The 16,466-nt window shown below is 29.2% G+C and carries 16 protein-coding genes and 1 tRNA gene; all 17 read right to left on the bottom strand.

The features are described from left to right. Positions 1-172 precede the first annotated feature (172 nt). The 17 genes from tnpB to WMO42_RS08410 all read right to left on the bottom strand — a co-directional run bounded on the left by tnpB (position 173) and on the right by WMO42_RS08410 (position 16,456). Complete coding sequence (gene tnpB / locus WMO42_RS08490) at positions 173-535, bottom strand: IS66 family insertion sequence element accessory protein TnpB (RefSeq protein ID WP_055174148.1); 363 nt, start codon at positions 533-535, stop codon at positions 173-175. Then, entirely contained in the window at positions 528-929 is a 402-nt protein-coding gene (locus WMO42_RS08485) for a hypothetical protein (protein ID WP_055174147.1), read from the bottom strand. The genes tnpB and WMO42_RS08485 overlap by 8 nt, the downstream gene beginning before the upstream one ends. Positions 930-1,169: 240 nt before the next feature. After that, on the bottom strand, positions 1,170-2,318 hold the full coding sequence (locus WMO42_RS08480; protein WP_207643408.1) for an NAD-dependent epimerase/dehydratase family protein: 1,149 nt from the start codon (positions 2,316-2,318) through the stop codon (positions 1,170-1,172). Between the two features lie 276 nt (positions 2,319-2,594). Then, positions 2,595-3,308, bottom strand: a complete 714-nt coding sequence (locus WMO42_RS08475; protein ID WP_055174145.1) for an acylneuraminate cytidylyltransferase — start codon at positions 3,306-3,308, stop codon at positions 2,595-2,597. Between the two features lie 18 nt (positions 3,309-3,326). Next, a complete protein-coding gene (locus WMO42_RS08470) occupies positions 3,327-4,769 on the bottom strand; it encodes an oligosaccharide flippase family protein (RefSeq protein WP_055174144.1) in 1,443 nt (480 codons plus the stop codon). Positions 4,770-4,795: 26 nt separating this feature from the next. Next, positions 4,796-6,046, bottom strand: a complete 1,251-nt coding sequence (locus WMO42_RS08465) for a hypothetical protein (protein WP_055174143.1) — start codon at positions 6,044-6,046, stop codon at positions 4,796-4,798. Positions 6,047-6,055: 9 nt separating this feature from the next. Further along, positions 6,056-6,697 carry an acyltransferase gene (locus tag WMO42_RS08460; protein WP_082421521.1) on the bottom strand — a complete coding sequence of 214 codons (642 nt, stop codon included), beginning with the start codon at positions 6,695-6,697 and terminating at the stop codon, positions 6,056-6,058. Position 6,698: 1 nt separating this feature from the next. Continuing rightward, positions 6,699-7,529, bottom strand: coding sequence for an NAD-dependent epimerase/dehydratase family protein (locus WMO42_RS08455; RefSeq protein WP_055174142.1), 831 nt, complete (start codon positions 7,527-7,529; stop codon positions 6,699-6,701). 4 nt (positions 7,530-7,533) lie between these two features. Beyond that, complete coding sequence (locus WMO42_RS08450) at positions 7,534-8,547, bottom strand: glycosyltransferase (protein WP_055174141.1); 1,014 nt, start codon at positions 8,545-8,547, stop codon at positions 7,534-7,536. Between the two features lie 9 nt (positions 8,548-8,556). Continuing rightward, positions 8,557-9,594 (bottom strand): glycosyltransferase family 4 protein, encoded by a 1,038-nt coding sequence (locus WMO42_RS08445; RefSeq protein ID WP_055174140.1) that lies wholly within the window; start codon positions 9,592-9,594, stop codon positions 8,557-8,559. Between the two features lie 12 nt (positions 9,595-9,606). Next, positions 9,607-10,623, bottom strand: coding sequence for a glycosyltransferase (locus WMO42_RS08440; protein ID WP_055174139.1), 1,017 nt, complete (start codon positions 10,621-10,623; stop codon positions 9,607-9,609). A 4-nt stretch (positions 10,624-10,627) separates the two neighbouring features. Next, positions 10,628-11,908 (bottom strand): O-antigen ligase family protein, encoded by a 1,281-nt coding sequence (locus WMO42_RS08435; RefSeq protein ID WP_055174138.1) that lies wholly within the window; start codon positions 11,906-11,908, stop codon positions 10,628-10,630. 10 nt (positions 11,909-11,918) lie between these two features. Continuing rightward, positions 11,919-12,734: a glycosyltransferase gene (locus WMO42_RS08430; protein WP_022503332.1), complete on the bottom strand. Its 816-nt coding sequence runs from the start codon at positions 12,732-12,734 to the stop codon at positions 11,919-11,921. A 43-nt stretch (positions 12,735-12,777) separates the two neighbouring features. Continuing rightward, a complete protein-coding gene (locus WMO42_RS08425; RefSeq protein WP_022503331.1) occupies positions 12,778-14,217 on the bottom strand; it encodes an exopolysaccharide biosynthesis polyprenyl glycosylphosphotransferase in 1,440 nt (479 codons plus the stop codon). 58 nt (positions 14,218-14,275) lie between these two features. Next, entirely contained in the window at positions 14,276-15,205 is a 930-nt protein-coding gene (locus tag WMO42_RS08420; RefSeq protein WP_022503330.1) for a CpsD/CapB family tyrosine-protein kinase, read from the bottom strand. A gap of 31 nt (positions 15,206-15,236) precedes the next feature. Continuing rightward, complete coding sequence (locus WMO42_RS08415) at positions 15,237-15,980, bottom strand: Wzz/FepE/Etk N-terminal domain-containing protein (protein WP_022503329.1); 744 nt, start codon at positions 15,978-15,980, stop codon at positions 15,237-15,239. Between the two features lie 403 nt (positions 15,981-16,383). Next, a tRNA-Thr gene (locus WMO42_RS08410) sits at positions 16,384-16,456 on the bottom strand. Between the last annotated feature and the right edge of the window lie 10 nt (positions 16,457-16,466).

Here is a 16,466-nt window from a genome sequence, read left to right as displayed (position 1 = left end):
CTAAAAAGCCGGTATTTCTGGTTCTTTAGAACTATTATCCACATAAGGCAGGACACAGGGATGTATTAATTCTTTTATGTCCTGCATTTAGTGGATAATCCATATATTTGCTGTCACGATTATAGTTTTGAAAACTTTTTATATTATAAAAAATCTACTTTCTGCACAATGTTTACATCAGTGTTCCAGGATTATCCTGTGGCTTAATCGGGCGTTTTGCTATAATCTCAAAGCCTTTCATTAACTGTTCAAACTGCTGCTCATTTATCTCCAGTGCTTCTGTTACATTTCTTGGCCATTTGAAACTGCCTTCTTCAACCCTTTTATACATAAGCAGAAATCCGTCACCTTCCCATAGAAGTGCTTTTATCCTGTCATTCTTTCTTCCGCAGAATAAAAAGATTGTATCTTTATCGTGTGGATCAAGTTCAAACTGATACTGTACGATTCCTGCAAGTCCGTCTATTCCTCTCCGTAAATCCGTGTAGCCGGCTGCTATAAATATGCGTTTAAAACCGGCTGCATCATTAAGCATGGTTAAATGCCTCTATAAGATTTTTTATAAAATCAGGTGTAGCAGTATTAGTGATTTCAAATGTAACTCCATTGGTTTTTATTACAGCAGCTATTGTATTATCTTTAAAAGAACAGCCATCATTTTTGTTTTCACATATAGTATGTGTAATAGTTAATTCTGTTGATGCCGGGACTTCTTTAGTTACAGGAAGTTCCACAAATGTAGCTGCCTGTCTTTCAAAAGTATCAATACATATTTCTTTAAGCTTTTTCTGCCAGTAGTAATACTGGTCTTTTGATATGTTGTTTATCTCAAGCCACTGAAGTATCTTCATGCCACTTGAACGGCATTCTTTTATTATAGCTGCCCACTTTTTAAGATTGTGCTGTGTTTCTAACTCCTTAGCGTTCAATAATTGTAACCTCCTGAAAAATTTGTGATAGTTGTACGAATTGTACAATTCGTTAAAATCGTACAACTTGTGCAACTGGATTATTATGGTTATATCAAATTTTTCGTGATATTTGTAGGTACATAGGTTGGAGCGTTTACCGTAAACACTCCACCCTAGATATATAATGTAGAATGTTTACAAATATACAAAAAGCGTAAGATATATAACATACCTCACACTTTTTATAACTAATATTATTTATCCCCTTATAAACATCCCTGCTTTTTCCATCTCAATAAGTGAATTCTCATAGCCACTATTATCTTTATCTTCGCCAAGAACCCATTGGCAGAATTGTGTTAATCCTTCTCTTAACGATATAGTCTGCTTAAATCCTAATATATCTTCAGCTTTTTGTATATCAGCTATATTGTGTGCTATATCACCAATTCTAAAGTCACCAGTTATATTAATATCACTATTGCTATCATAAATTTCTTTTAACATATTAGCAATATCTATTACACTTGTTCCAACGCCACTTCCAAGGTTAATAATCTCCGAATTACTCTTAGCATTATCTATAGCTGCTATAACACCTTTTGCAATGTCAACAACATTAATAAAATCTCTGCTTTCAAGACCATCTTCAAATATATTGACAGACTTATTCTCTAACAATAATGTAGAGAATATTGATAAAATACCTGTATATGGATTTTTAAGTGATTGTCCAACTCCATAAACATTCTGAAATCTAAATATTGTATAATCTATTCCTAATGCCGGACACATTGTCTGCAACATTTTTTCCTGTGCATATTTTGTATAAGCATACAATGAACCAGGTATAATAACACTGTCTTCCGTTGTAGGTAACAAAGTAAGCTTCTCACCACATTTATCGCAATAAAGATTAAAATCTTTATTTAACATCGTTTCCTTTTTTCTGCTCTTAGGATAGACAATCCCACAGTTAGGACAGCTATACTTTCCTTCACCATAAACTGAACGTGAAGATGACAATAAAATCTTTTTAACTTTACTATCTTCACCTTTTGATGAAATAACCTGTAAAAGATTTGATGTTCCCATAATATTAACATCATTGTACTGATTAATTCTGTACATAGATTGTCCTGTTCCTGTTTCCGCTGCTAAATGAATAATATACTCTTTACCATCTACTGCTTTTTCTACTACATCATAATCTCTTACATCACCATATATAAAATTACATTTATCTTTAATTTTGTTATACAAATATGAATTATGCCAATCCGAACCGTGTATCTGTTCTGTCATACAATCTAACACTGTAATTTCATATTCACCTAAATCATATAACTGATTAACTAACTCACTTCCTATAAATCCTGCTCCACCTGTTATTAATACCTTTTTCATAATTTATGTCTTTCTTAATATATTTATTATATATTATATTACCTATACATTCTGCAATAAGCAAATGTTCTTCTGTATTAATATCTACAGCTTCATATTTATTTACTATATGCATATATGGTTTTCTGCCTATCCTGCACTTTCCATTAAGTTCTCTAAGATTTTTCCAGGAACTCTTTCACTATTTGCTTTGATAGGAACAAAACACTCTGTTTTCATTATGCCACCTCCTTAGAAGTAGACATATAACAAACATCAATGTAATTTAATCGGAGATTATTCCCCCCTATTTTCATAGTTATCTATTGAATAAGGGTCTATCTGTGATACACTTTCATCCATATCTAACCAAGCTCTTGCACATGCCAAATCTAATCCATCATCTATATCAATGCTTGTTCTTTTATCTAATATATATTTATATGGATTAGACCCATGAAAATACTTCCATTCTATCATTTTTCTTCTTGGTGCTAACAAAATTCCATCTGTAACAAAATATAATGGTTTTAATTGCTGCGATGGGACATGTTTAATTCCTAATTCATAATTTATTGGTCCATTATCATCCCACAGATATCTCTTGAACTTTTCCATAGATACCAATGAATCATATCCATCTTCTAAAGCTTTATAATATAAAGAAATTGCTTCTTTATATTGTTTAGGAAACACCAAAGGGGCTGTACAAGTTGCCCATAATATATCATCACCATCAACATTCTCACATATATGAGCTACAACCTCACCAAAAGTTTTACTTTTCTCATCACAGAATTCCACTGCCCTTTTATGTGTACTAACTCCTTGTAACCTTGCCATTTCTAACATATTATCAGAATCAGATGATACTACAATATTAGTAATCTCTTTCACTTGTTTTAATTGATTAATCTTATTAATTAATAAGTTAGTACCAGCAAATGGAGCTACATTTTTATTCTTTAACCTTCGGCTTCCTTCTCTTACAGGAATAATTGCTGTTATCATTTTTATCACCTTACCTTTTTATTTATTTCTTATTTGCCTCAATATATTCATAATGTATTGTCTTTTAGCAACTGCAATTATAATAGTTAACAATATAATAATATACCTAATCAAAACAAACGAATATAATAACATTATTATACCACTAATAAATAACAAAATAACAATATTTATAATTATATTTTTTATATCATATAATCTCTTACCATTAATATGTTTTTTACACACTTTTTTCATAAACAAATAATGTGCTATTGCAAAAATCATATAACAAATCAATGTTGTATAGCCTGCTGCTATATAGCCAAATATAGGCATAAATATCATATTCAATATTATATTCAATACCGCTCCCAATACTGATGCTATTGTAACAAAATAACTTTCCTCAAAATAAAACTCTATATTAGCAAATAAAGAATATAAGAAAATAAAATAGACGCTCAACGCTACTGGTGGAATGACCCATATAGCACCTGAATAACTGTTTGGTGCCATTATTGATATTATCTCTGGCGCCATCAACATTGGTATTAATGTTATTATTCCGACTATAAATAACAATATATTTGACATTTTTCTAAATTCTTTATATTGTCCATTTTCAATTTTTTGATAAGTCCAAGGAACATATGAAGAATTGATGCTAGTAACAATAATATTCATAACCATCGATACTGAATAAGCAACACTATATATAGCAATTTTTTCCTGACCAAACATTTTTTCAATCATAATCCTATCTGCCTGTGACAATACAACCATTGACAAATAATGTGGTATTAGAGGAAGATTAAACAGTAATGCAAATTTCCAATATTCTTTATAATAAAAAGTCTTTCCCTTTATAAAATTATAAATATAAAAAAATAGTCCAACAAAAACATTTACAACTACAACCGATAAAATTCTAGCTATTCCCTTTTGGCTTGTATTACTAACGGCAATCAAACCAACTACTGGATTAAAAACTGCAATTACCAAAGTTATAATTACTAACGCCTTATATTTGAATAAATATCTTTGTTTCATTGACCAAAACTGAAATGCTGGTGTAAAAAATATTTCTATAAGCATCGCAACTATAACTATATCTGGTAACCCTATTATTTTATTCCACATATTTTTACAACTTATATAAACACCTATAACTAATAGAGAAACAATTGTTGATAATCCCTGCATAGAAGAAATATACTTTGTCCTTTCTTCTTTATATTTCAACATTCCGTTATTAAATACTCCAGATGAAAGATTTAATGTTGCAAAAATACTAATTATACTAAGCCAAGATTGATATAACGAATATTGTCCGTATTGTTCTGCTGTCAATATTCTTGTAAAAAAAGGAACCGTAATTAACTGAATCCCTTTCTGAATAATACTGCAAACAGTAAACCATATACTTGCTTTTATCCCTTGTGGTATTTTGTTATAAAATAGCTTTATTTTTTTTAACAACTTCTTTTTCCTTTCAATTGTTCTATTTAACCTGTTTCTCTTATTTTGTTTATTATATTCCTATAATTTTCTTTTAAGTTATTTGTGCCAATCAAATACTGCTTTATTTCCATCACTTTCTGATTATAAAATTCTGTATTTATTTCAGAAATAAGTTTTTCCAATTCTTTTATATTAGAAAATTTAACATAATCAGTTTTAGGGAACAAATTTATATCATTTTCTTTTCTTATAAACAAAAAGGTTGGAATACCTAATTTAATAGCTGTTAAAAATGAAGTTGATGCTGATACAACCACTATCTCCATCATTGAGCAAAAATTGTCTATGCTAATTTCAGTACCATATGTATATACATTATCCTTATCTAAAATATTTAAATATTTACTATTGTCATCCGCTGGATGCCATTTTATATATAGCTTTTTATTATTCTGTTTACAATAATCTTGTACTAATTTAAGCATTTGCAAATTATCTTCAATCGGCTGCATTGGACTATTCATCACTACACCTATTGAGTTCATTACTTTTTCTTTGTTTTCACCACTATCACCTAAATGATGTGGTGACCCTGCTACAATCATATTACCTTTGTAACCTGCTTCAATTGCTGTATCTTTTGCTGCCTGACTTTCAGCTAAAAAATATGTACTCCTAGAACCTAGGTATCCCCAAGAATTATTATTAATATTAAAGGTACCATGTTGTAATGTTATTGTCATTTTATTATCGTTGTTAAACTTTTGTGTAAAATAACTGTCAACTGGCATCACATCACAATAAGTCATTAATAATCTAACAGCTATATTATTTTTCTTACATATATTTTGCCAATCATTATAAGCAACAAACACTTTAAGTATCTGTCCACTATAATATAACCTCTCATCTAACTCTGTAAAAATACTTTTTAACTGTTTTACCCATTTTATAAATAATGATATATATTTTATCTGGCTAAAGCAAAATACCTTATTATCGCAAATCATTATCATATTGTTATCAGTTAACGCAACTACATTTTTAAATGCGCTCTTATGCTCAGGTCTATGATTATAATCGCCCGAACATAACGCTAACATATCTGCTCTACCATTATTAATATATTTATAAGAGTCTTTTAAAAAAATATTTTTTAATATTCTTATTATTTTATATCTTTCTTTTGTATGTTCTTCATTAATACAATAATGTAATACATCACCCATCTTAATATTTTCACATTTTATAAAGTCAATTTTATTCAAATCACTTTGGATACTATGTTCTTTCATACTACAATTTTACTCCTGTTTGATTACTCTATCCCATTTATTATTATTTTTATTATACTTTTTAACTACTCTTGCTGGCACTCCTACTATCACTGAATAATCATCATATATTCCTCTAACAACTGCATTAGTCCCCACTATACAATGTCTTCCTAAAATTGTTCCTGCCTGTATTGCAGCTCCATAACCGATAAAACATTCTTCTCCTATTTCTGTCTTGCTATATTTAATATTTTGATTTAAAATATGATTATTAATATCCTGATATTCATGATCAATATTAGTAATAAATACATTACCTAATATGGTTGTATTTTTGCCAATCTTTAAATTATCACAAGATGTGATGTGAAAATTTTGCCCTATAGAAACATTATCCTCAATATTAATTCCTGCATTATATTCCATATCGTTCCATTTTGTAATAACTTCCATTCTTGCCCCATTTAAAATACTTACATTATTTCCAATACTAATATATTTTTTTCCAATCACCCTGATTGGTTTCATTATTATCGAATTAGAACCGAAATTAGCATAAGTAAAACTATAAATTCTTTTTTGAATAAATGCAGTTATTTTACATTTCAATAAATAAAATTTATTATCATAATTTATAAATGTACTTATTTTTGATCTAATATTATTCATACTATTCTGCCTTTTTTAATATCTGTTGTATTTTATCATTATTTCCCCATACTGCCTTAGAATCATATATTCTATCTGGATATACTCCATATTTAAGTTTTATGTCAAATTTGTTATCTCTTATGTATCTTTCAACTCTATCAGCAAGTTTTTCTGGTCTTCCTGAGCAAATATTTATTATCCCATTAACTTCATCTTGTTGTACTGTTGCTGCTACTTGGTCACAAAATTCTTCATAATCTAAAAAATCATATTGATTTAACCCCATTGTAAAAGGAAATTCTTTTTGACCTTTTTCAACTGCCTGCGATATTTTGGAAAATATAGAAGCTCCATATACCGAATTGCCCACAATATAAAATCCTCTAAGCCACTGAAACACATTATTATTTTGTTGTGCCAATAACTGTGTTGCTTCTCTTAGTGCATTCTTTGCGATACCGTAATAACTTTGAGGATTGCAAGGTGTTGTTTCATCTATACTTCCCTCTATAAAACCTATCTCATGCATTGTCCCCATTACGCTGATTTTTTTAATCCCCGCTTCTGCCATTTTTCTTATAAACTCAAAATGTAACGGAAAATCCTTGATATGATGTTCTGAAAAATGTACAAATCCATCTCTCCATGCTAAATGCAATAAGCAATCAGGCTCGTCAAAATACTGATATGGATTCTTAATTTCAAATAAATTACATTTCATCTTTTGTGCTCTATTATCAACATTAGACAAATCAAAATCAGCTGCAATAACATCACAACCATTATCTAAAAGCTTTTTTACTATTCCACTCCCCAAATATCCATTTGCACCTGTAATCAATATTTTCATAATACTATTTACTCCTTTTACAAATTTCTAATTCATTAAGTATAATCTTAAATCTGTTTAAATATGTTTCATTGTTTTTCGCCCATTCGTAACCTTTTTGTGCATATTGAATACGTATTTCCTCATTATCAATATAATATTCTATTTTATTTTTTAGCTCATCATAATCACGAAATGTATCTAACATTCCCTCATATTTTTTTGCTATTAATTCATTATAACTAACTAACTGAAATGCTCCCGCACCCAAGATTTCATTTAATCTAGCATTCCAACCGCTTTGAGATTGTTCATGCAAAATATTAATATTTATTTTTGTTCTCGAATATAATTCGTTAGCTTTTTCATGCGATATTTTTTTATTTACAAAACTATTCTTTTTATCAGACATAATAAATTTAATGTATCTAACAATATTTCTTTTAAACTCATATATTCCATAAAACATACAATTTTTATTTTTAAAATCATATGCAACTTTTTCTAATATTTTTTTCCTATTTCCATACATCGCACCAACAAAACTTATGTCTACGTCCTTTGTATTTGTATTTATTGGATAATATTTTTGTTCATCATATCCCAATGGTAAAAAAACACTTTCTTTGTTTTTTTCCTTCAATTTTAAAACATCAGATTCTTCAAATACATAATGTAAATCATATAATTCCCAGTTTTCCATCATATCTGGATATCTTGAAACCGAATCATATAACCATATAGCTTTTGGACAGGTTATACTACTCAACGTTTCCCTCTCCATAAAATCCCCTCTTATAACAATTACAAACTCAGGATTTATCTCTTTATAAAGTTCCAATATTCTTTTATTGAATATTGTCTTTTTTTTATCTATAATTTTTTTATCACTACAATGAAATAATTTACATACAGCTGTTCTCCAATCATATGCGCTAAAGCTCAATGAAATTGCATTATAACCACATTTATCTATGCTATTTGAAAAAATCTCTGTATAATTATTAAAATCAGGTGCTATTAACAAAATTTTCTTCATATCAATCTTTTATTTCTTTCTTAATTTATAACAATTAATAATCTTCCTAGTTATCTCTTTATAAGTAAATGATTTCATTTGTTCATCATTTAGAATAGGTTGCTCACCATTCATTAACATATTTTTTATTCCGTTTGAAATACTATTTTCATCTGTTTCATCAACAAATGCAACCGATTTACTATAATCACTTAAATATTCAACCTGTCCACCTGTATATGGACACACTATTTTACATTGCGACAATAATGCTTCTGGAAAAACAATTCCAAATGGTTCACTTGGATTAAGAGATACAAAAATCTCACTTAATGAATAATAATGTGCTAAATTTTCTTGTGTAATTCTTCCAAGAAATACCACATTCAAATGATATTCATCTACTATTTTCTTTAATTCCAATTCATCCGGACCACTTCCAGCTATTAATAATTTGTATTCAATATTATTTTTCTGTAATATAATTAATGATTTGATTAATTTCTCTACACCTTTTACCGATACTAATCTCCCTGCATATAAAATTGTATTCGGTTCTTTTTTTACATTTCTTTTAATAATATTATTATAAAATGAACTTGAAACGCCTAATCTAATTACAGCATCTGCGTTTATCCCAAAAAAATTACTGTTAATCATTTTTGTAAAATTACTATTAGCTAGTATCTTATCACATTTTTTTATTAATATTTTCTGATAAATCACCGCCAATTCAGATTTTAATTTTCCATAATAATTAGAATTAAAAAATCCATGCAAAAAATATATCTTATATGAATTACTTTTATCAAACAACAAATATTTTGCATATCCTAATGATGCTATAATCAAATCAAATTTTTCATTTTTAAATATTTGAGTTGCATTAATATAATTAATTTTTTTTATATTAAATTTATCTTTATTTATTTTTTCTTCTTTCTGGTCTGTTAATAATACTACCTGACAATTATTCTGTTCAAAACCATTAGCTATTTCTTCATCAAATATTGCCACACCACCAAAATATTTACTTGTAGTTACTGGTCCTAATATTCCTATTTTCATAAAACACCTTTCCTATGACAATTTGTTAAATACTTTAATGTATTCTTCTGAGGCATAATTCCAATTAAATTCCTTAATAAAATCTGTTTTCATATCTAATTTATATTTTCCATTGGCATACTGAACTAGTTTTTTTGCTAATATCTTAAAATCTTTGGATGAACAACAATATCCCGTATTATCATTTTGAACAACTTCTGGAAGTCCTCCAACCTCAAAACAAAATACAGGTAAATTTGATTTTAATGCTTCACACACTGATATAGATAAATTTTCTATAGTAGAAGTATTTATTAATCCCATATAATGATTATAATATATTTGATTACTTTTACCTTTAAGTACAATATTTTTTTGTTTTTTTAGCTTATTAGCAATTGATGTTTGGATAATTTCACCATATATATCGATGTTTATACTAGAATCCATTTTATAAATTTCTTCTGACAATTGTATAGCTTTTCTATATTTTCTTGCATCTATATTACCAACCATAATAAATGATTTTTCATTAATTTTATAGCCATCACTTGATTTTTCATCTATTCCATTACGAATAACTTTTGATTTTTCGTTAAACTTCCTTGTATAATTATTCATATATTCCGAAACATTAATTACATAGCTGGCATTCGTTATTGTTTTCTTATACATAGGAATAAAATAAAAACTTTTCAAAAAAAACTCAGCATTGATCCATCTAGCATCAGGCCAATTGCCATGATATGTATGTACATAATTTATTTTCGCCCTTTCCAATACATATCCTATATGATCATCTGAATATCCCAATATTATATAATCACTATTTTGTTTTTTATATTCCAATAAAGCTTTATATATTTCATTTACATTCTTTTTTAAATTAACAACTAATCCAGAATTTCTCTCATACACCCCTAATTCAAGTGTAAAAACCGATATATCATCAAATTCATCCTTCCATTTACTTATAAAATACTGTGTTGCCAGGGTTGCTCCCGTGAAATCCCCCCCAAATTTTTTCGTAACAATAACTAATTTTCTCATATTTTTATTTATCCTTTTTTATTACTAAACCTAAAAGTAAATACCACAACCTATAATTTCCCAAATCCAATAATAATAACGGAACAATAATATACGGAATTACTATATCTTGTCTTTTATTCTTAAAAAGTGGCAGGAATGTATAAATATATGACATTAATACAATTAATCCTCCATCTAATAATAACGAAATAAGTGTATTGTGTGTTGGATAAGGTAATAACTGTTCATTTGCAATCCAGCCATAACCAATTATTGGTTTTTGCTTTATATAATTAAAAGCCATCATCCATATTCTCATTCTATTATCATCTTCAAAGCTCGCATTAACTTTTAATGTATGCTCTCTACCCAATAATTTAGCTGACAAAGTAAATATATTTTCTATAATTCCATTTAATATATCTGGATTTACAACTGACATAATAAGCAAAATTGATAAAACTGTAATGCTTACATAATATAATACATATGATTTCTGCTTAATTTTAACTAATAACTTCATAAAAATATATACAGCAATACATATCAATGAAGTTCTTGACATTGATATTACTGCCCCGATCATAGCCATAATTATAATTTTGTTCGCAATATTTTTTCTTTGAACATACATTTCAGCTATAAATATTAAGCACAAACTAAAAATCATATATTTATTAGGATCTGTAAAAAACCCATTTAATCTTATTTCATCTTTATATATATACACACTCGTTGATAACAAAACATCTGATATGTTTTTAAAATAATTCATTCTTATTAACAAATAAACTAATACTGCATTATATATATTAGCATAAGATATTCTAGCAATGTCATTGTCAATAATTTCAAAATTTTGTTCCGAATTAATTATATCTAAAATTAAAATCAACGATATAATATATCTTATAAATTCCAATAACTGTGATGACCCAATTGTATGAAAAATAAGAACCAAAAAATCAACCATCAAGAAAAAAAACACTCTTTTATTAAATATAAGTTTTCCTTTTCTCTTAAGTAATATATATATAAAATAAGCAACTATAATCCAATCATATAACTTTAACGACATTATTGTTACACTTGAATATAAAAAACTATCTAACATCAATAGTATAAATAAACTTCCTCTGTCCTTATAATGAATTATCTGAAATATACTCTTTAATACTATTGCAAATATAAATAGATATTCGTTTATAATAAACAAAAACGGAAGTATAAGATATAATATTATCTGAAGCATATCATATATTGATACTTTTTTCTTTTTATAAGTAATGTTTTCTTCTTTCATTTTACCACTTCTAACTTCTTAAAAATTTTTTATAACATATCTTTCTAAACCATGTTGGAACAATAGTAGATAAAGTTCTAATTATACAGTTCTCTATATATTGAACGTTCGATATATACTTATTTTCTTTCATATATTTAAACAACCGTATTTGTGATAATACATATTTAAATCCCGCTCTTCTTTTATACATATTATTACCTGCTCGCATATTTAATAAAATATCTTCTAAATTATATCCTTTATAACCATTCATTAACATACGTATCCATAAATGATAGTCTTCTAATAAATAAAAATCCTGATACGAACCCACAGCCTTAACACTCGACTTTTTATACATAACGCAAGGATGATTAAATGGATTTCTCTTTTTTGAAAATTTTATTATTTCATTATTATTTTGGGGCAAAATTCTTAAACATTCTATATTATTAATATCATCTGAAAATTCTTGCACTGTGCCTGAACATATACTTATTTCTTGTAATTTCTTAAATATTTCCAGCTGCTTTTCACACCTATCAGGAACTGATATATCATCACTATCCATCCTTGCTATATATTCATTTTTACAATACTCAAGTCCTACGTTAAGTGCTTTTCCTAATCCAACATTTTCCTTTAGTCTAATAACATTAAGAACATCACCCATTTCTTCTTTTTTATCTAAAATAACCTTATCAAGAGATTCATTTAACTCACCATCACATACCAACACAAAATCATCTGTTTTTTTTGATTGTTTTTGTATACTCTCTATAGCCTCTTTTAAAAATTCTGCTTTTTCTTTTTTATAGACTGACATTAATACAGAATACTCCATTAATATACTCCTTATAGACTTTCCTATATAATTTTCATTCTAACTAATCTTCTTCCTTTGCTGCCGCAGCTTCCTGCATTGCTTCTTTATTCATTGCAGTTGTCTTGCCTGCCTCAATTCCCTCTGTACTCTCCGGCATAAATAAAATCTTTATTGTAGCCATAATTATTTTTATATCTGTTATTATGCTGAGTTTTGATATGTACATTAAATCCATCTGTAATTTATCATATGGCTCTGTATTGTACTTACCATATACCTGAGCATAACCTGTAAGTCCAGCTTTTACCTGTAATCTTAACGAGAATTCTGGCATTTCCTTTATGTACTGTTCTGATATTTCAGGACGTTCCGGTCTAGGTCCAACACACGATAAATCACCCTGTAATATATTAATCATCTGAGGTAATTCATCAATTCTACAGGCTCTTATCACTTTGCCTATTGGTGTTATTCTGCTATCGCCCTGAGAAGACAATCTCGCAACACCATCTTTTTCAGCATCAACCTTCATACTCCTGAATTTCAGTATGCTGAATTTCTTGCCATCCTTAGTAAGTCTTACCTGTTTATAGAATACAGGACCTCCATCATATGCCTTTATTAAAACTGCTGTAATTAATAATATAGGACTTGTTATAATTAAACCTACAAGTGATATCACTATATCCATTAATCTTTTTATAAATAAATATCCTAATCCAGGTGTTGCTCTTTCACATATCATAACCGGAAGATTAGCCATCTGAATAACCTGGGCATTACTTATCATAAAATCACCTATATTAGGTCTTACATATGTCTTAATATCATGTTCAACGCAATATTTAATAATATCGTTACGCTGTGTTGATGCAAGTCCACACAGCATAACCGAATCTGCACCTGTTTCCTGCAGCTTATTAACAAACTTCTGCAATTCAACCTGTGCTCCTTTATGCCAACTTTCTATATCAGTCAGTTTAATTTCACCTGCCAGTATAAATCTCCAGCTTAACCTGTCTATTATGCTTCTGCCATTTTTATAAGCATATTGATTATCGTATGCAAGAAGCACCTTAGATGGCTTATATATAATATTTGTCAATTTATTTGCAACAATTGACCATATTGTACTTAACACACAGCTTATTACCATTTCTAATAATAACGGCAATATATTTTCCACGTGTCTTGTAAGCAACATTATTACTATGTATATAATGCAATTGCTTATAAGAATAGATACACACTGGGAATAAATGAGTTCTGATATTCTGCTAATTCTTAATGCCAATCCTTTATATAGCTGAGCCATAATGGTATATATTATGAAGTAAAGGGCTACTACCAGTGCATCACCTTTTCCATAAAATGTATTTCCCCACATTCTTGATTTATAATATCCATACCATATTGCCGCAAACAATAACGTATTTATAATAATTACAATTACCTGAACTAAAAATAAAGCCGTTTTTTGCTTTTGTTTTTTGTGTATCATTTATTCTCTCCTCACATCATCCCGTGTATAAACCATTCTATAATTCTATTATCAGTATTTATTTCTCATCATAATCCATAAGAAAATCTCCATCAAACTCATCTGCTGATGGCTTCTTTCTTACACCAGTATTGTTTCCTGCCACATTAGCTTTCTTTCTTGCGGCTACCTCGCCAACACTTCCTGCCTGTCTTTTGACTGGCTTAGAAGCATTGTTAGTATTCTTTCTTGCTGATGAAGCTTTTCTTGCTTTCTCGAATGATTTATCTGGTGACTCCTCGCTGTTATAATGTCCATAATAGCTGCCGTAGTATTTACCATAATACTTGCCATAGTATCTTCCATAGTAACCATTTTCTGATAAATCAACCTTATTAAGAACGCTTCCGATTATCTTAATTTTTGTCTTTTTAAGCTGTCCCATTACATTCTGTGCGAACTTATAGCTTACCTGGTTAGCTGCGATTACAAGAACCGCACCATCACATACCTGTGCAACAATAGCTGCATCGATAACACTTCCAAGAGGTGGTGTATCGATGATTACATAATCATACTTTTCTCTCATCTGTCTTACAGTCTCTTTGAATAATGGGCTGTCAAGAAGCTCTGATGGGTTAGGTGGCACTGGGCCAGCAAGAATAACGTCCATATCCGGCACATTTGTCTGATATATTACTTCTTCTAATGTGTTCTGTCCTGAAAGAAAATGTGTCAATCCCTTAACACCCTTCTTAACTCTGTAACGTCCTACAAGAACTGACTTTCTTAAATCACAGTCAATGAATAACACTCTCTTTCCGCCATCTGCTATTGATGAAGCAAGGTTCATTGTTACTGTTGATTTACCTTCATTAGGTCCACAGCTTGTAAACATTACTACCTTTGTATCCCTACCACTTAAGAATATGTTAGTTCTTAAATTTCTATAGCTTTCTCTTACCTGATAATCATCCTGCTGGTTAGTTTCTATATTAATTGTCTGCATATTTTTAATCCTTTCACACTCTCTTGTTTACCTATTTTCTTGTTTTCTTTTTCTTACTGCTTGGCTGTCCATTATATTCTTCTTCAGTTAATGGAATAAGTGAAAGATTAGTTATGCCAAGATATTTTTCAACATCATCTGATGTCTTAATTCTATCATCAAGAATGAAGTTGACTACAAGCACTGCTATTGCTATTACAATACCTGCTATTGCACCAAGCATTGTATTCTTCTTAACATTAGGACTTGATGGTGCATTTGCAACACGTCCATATTCAATTACATTAACGCCTTCAATCTGCATTACTGATGTTATCTGCTTAGCAGATACATCTGCGATTGCATCTACTATTTCTTTAGCTCTCTTAGGGTCTGTATCTGTAACTGTTACCTGAAGAACTCGTGAATCTGTCTCGATTTCACAAGAAATCTTGCCAACGAGTGCATCTGGTGTTATATCAAGATCAAGGTCTTTAACTACCTGTTCTACTACTGGAAGGCTTGTCACAAGAACTTTATAATCTTTAACAAGCTGTGTTGATGACTGAATATCACTAAGTGTTGTAGTAGTGCCATTCTGTCTGTTGATTATATATAATTTGATGGATGACTGATACTGAGGTGTAATTGCTATCTCTGTTATTCCAAATGCAATTATTGCTGTCACAACACCTGCTACAATTACTATCCATATCTTTGATAACAGCATCCTTATGATCTGCATAATATCAATTTCTACTTCTTCGTTGTTATCTTGTCTGATATTTGTTTCCATATTATCTCCTATCCTTTGCGCCTTGAATATTTACCCAGGCGTTTATTATATTAATATTGTTTCTTCAAATGTACTTAAAATATATAAATTATGATGTAACTGTCTAAATCATAATTATTTAAAACATTTCATAATTTATTAACAATATTAGTTCTGTACAATTATACGAACCTTGTCTAATAATGTCAACAAGGCCTACTTCCATCTCTTTTTTTGATTAAATGTCTTACCCACCCCCTTGATTTTAGCTGGTTTCGAGATGATTGACTTGTTTTTTATGTGATTTGCGGGAAAATGTTTTTAAAAAAGAACATTCTATATTATTATCAGCATACACTGCAAATCACACCTAAAAAAATGCGAGAATATCCTGTCTGACATTCTCGCAAGTTTCACTGTTACAAGCTACTAGCCGGAATCGAACCGGCGACCTACTGATTACGAATCAGTTGCTCTACCGACTGAGCCATAGTAGCGTACTTGAAT

It is taken from the genome of Lachnospira sp. CLA-JM-H23 (assembly GCF_040096425.1).
Lineage (GTDB): Bacteria > Bacillota > Clostridia > Lachnospirales > Lachnospiraceae > Lachnospira > Lachnospira rogosae.
This window is presented reverse-complemented; position numbering and strand designations above follow the sequence as displayed.

Bases quoted from the DNA above. Each gene is read 5' to 3' on its own strand.
- tnpB (WP_055174148.1), bottom strand. From the start codon at position 535: ATGCTTAATGATGCAGCCGGTTTTAAACGCATATTTATAGCAGCCGGC.
- WMO42_RS08480 (WP_207643408.1), bottom strand. From the start codon at position 2,318: ATGAAAAAGGTATTAATAACAGGTGGAGCAGGATTTATAGGAAGTGAG.
- WMO42_RS08475 (WP_055174145.1), bottom strand. From the start codon at position 3,308: ATGATAACAGCAATTATTCCTGTAAGAGAAGGAAGCCGAAGGTTAAAG.
- WMO42_RS08465 (WP_055174143.1), bottom strand. From the start codon at position 6,046: ATGAAAGAACATAGTATCCAAAGTGATTTGAATAAAATTGACTTTATA.
- WMO42_RS08460 (WP_082421521.1), bottom strand. From the start codon at position 6,697: ATGAATAATATTAGATCAAAAATAAGTACATTTATAAATTATGATAAT.
- WMO42_RS08455 (WP_055174142.1), bottom strand. From the start codon at position 7,529: ATGAAAATATTGATTACAGGTGCAAATGGATATTTGGGGAGTGGAATA.
- WMO42_RS08450 (WP_055174141.1), bottom strand. From the start codon at position 8,547: ATGAAGAAAATTTTGTTAATAGCACCTGATTTTAATAATTATACAGAG.
- WMO42_RS08445 (WP_055174140.1), bottom strand. From the start codon at position 9,594: ATGAAAATAGGAATATTAGGACCAGTAACTACAAGTAAATATTTTGGT.
- WMO42_RS08440 (WP_055174139.1), bottom strand. From the start codon at position 10,623: ATGAGAAAATTAGTTATTGTTACGAAAAAATTTGGGGGGGATTTCACG.
- WMO42_RS08435 (WP_055174138.1), bottom strand. From the start codon at position 11,908: ATGAAAGAAGAAAACATTACTTATAAAAAGAAAAAAGTATCAATATAT.
- WMO42_RS08430 (WP_022503332.1), bottom strand. From the start codon at position 12,734: ATGGAGTATTCTGTATTAATGTCAGTCTATAAAAAAGAAAAAGCAGAA.
- WMO42_RS08425 (WP_022503331.1), bottom strand. From the start codon at position 14,217: ATGATACACAAAAAACAAAAGCAAAAAACGGCTTTATTTTTAGTTCAG.
- WMO42_RS08420 (WP_022503330.1), bottom strand. From the start codon at position 15,205: ATGCAGACAATTAATATAGAAACTAACCAGCAGGATGATTATCAGGTA.
- WMO42_RS08415 (WP_022503329.1), bottom strand. From the start codon at position 15,980: ATGGAAACAAATATCAGACAAGATAACAACGAAGAAGTAGAAATTGAT.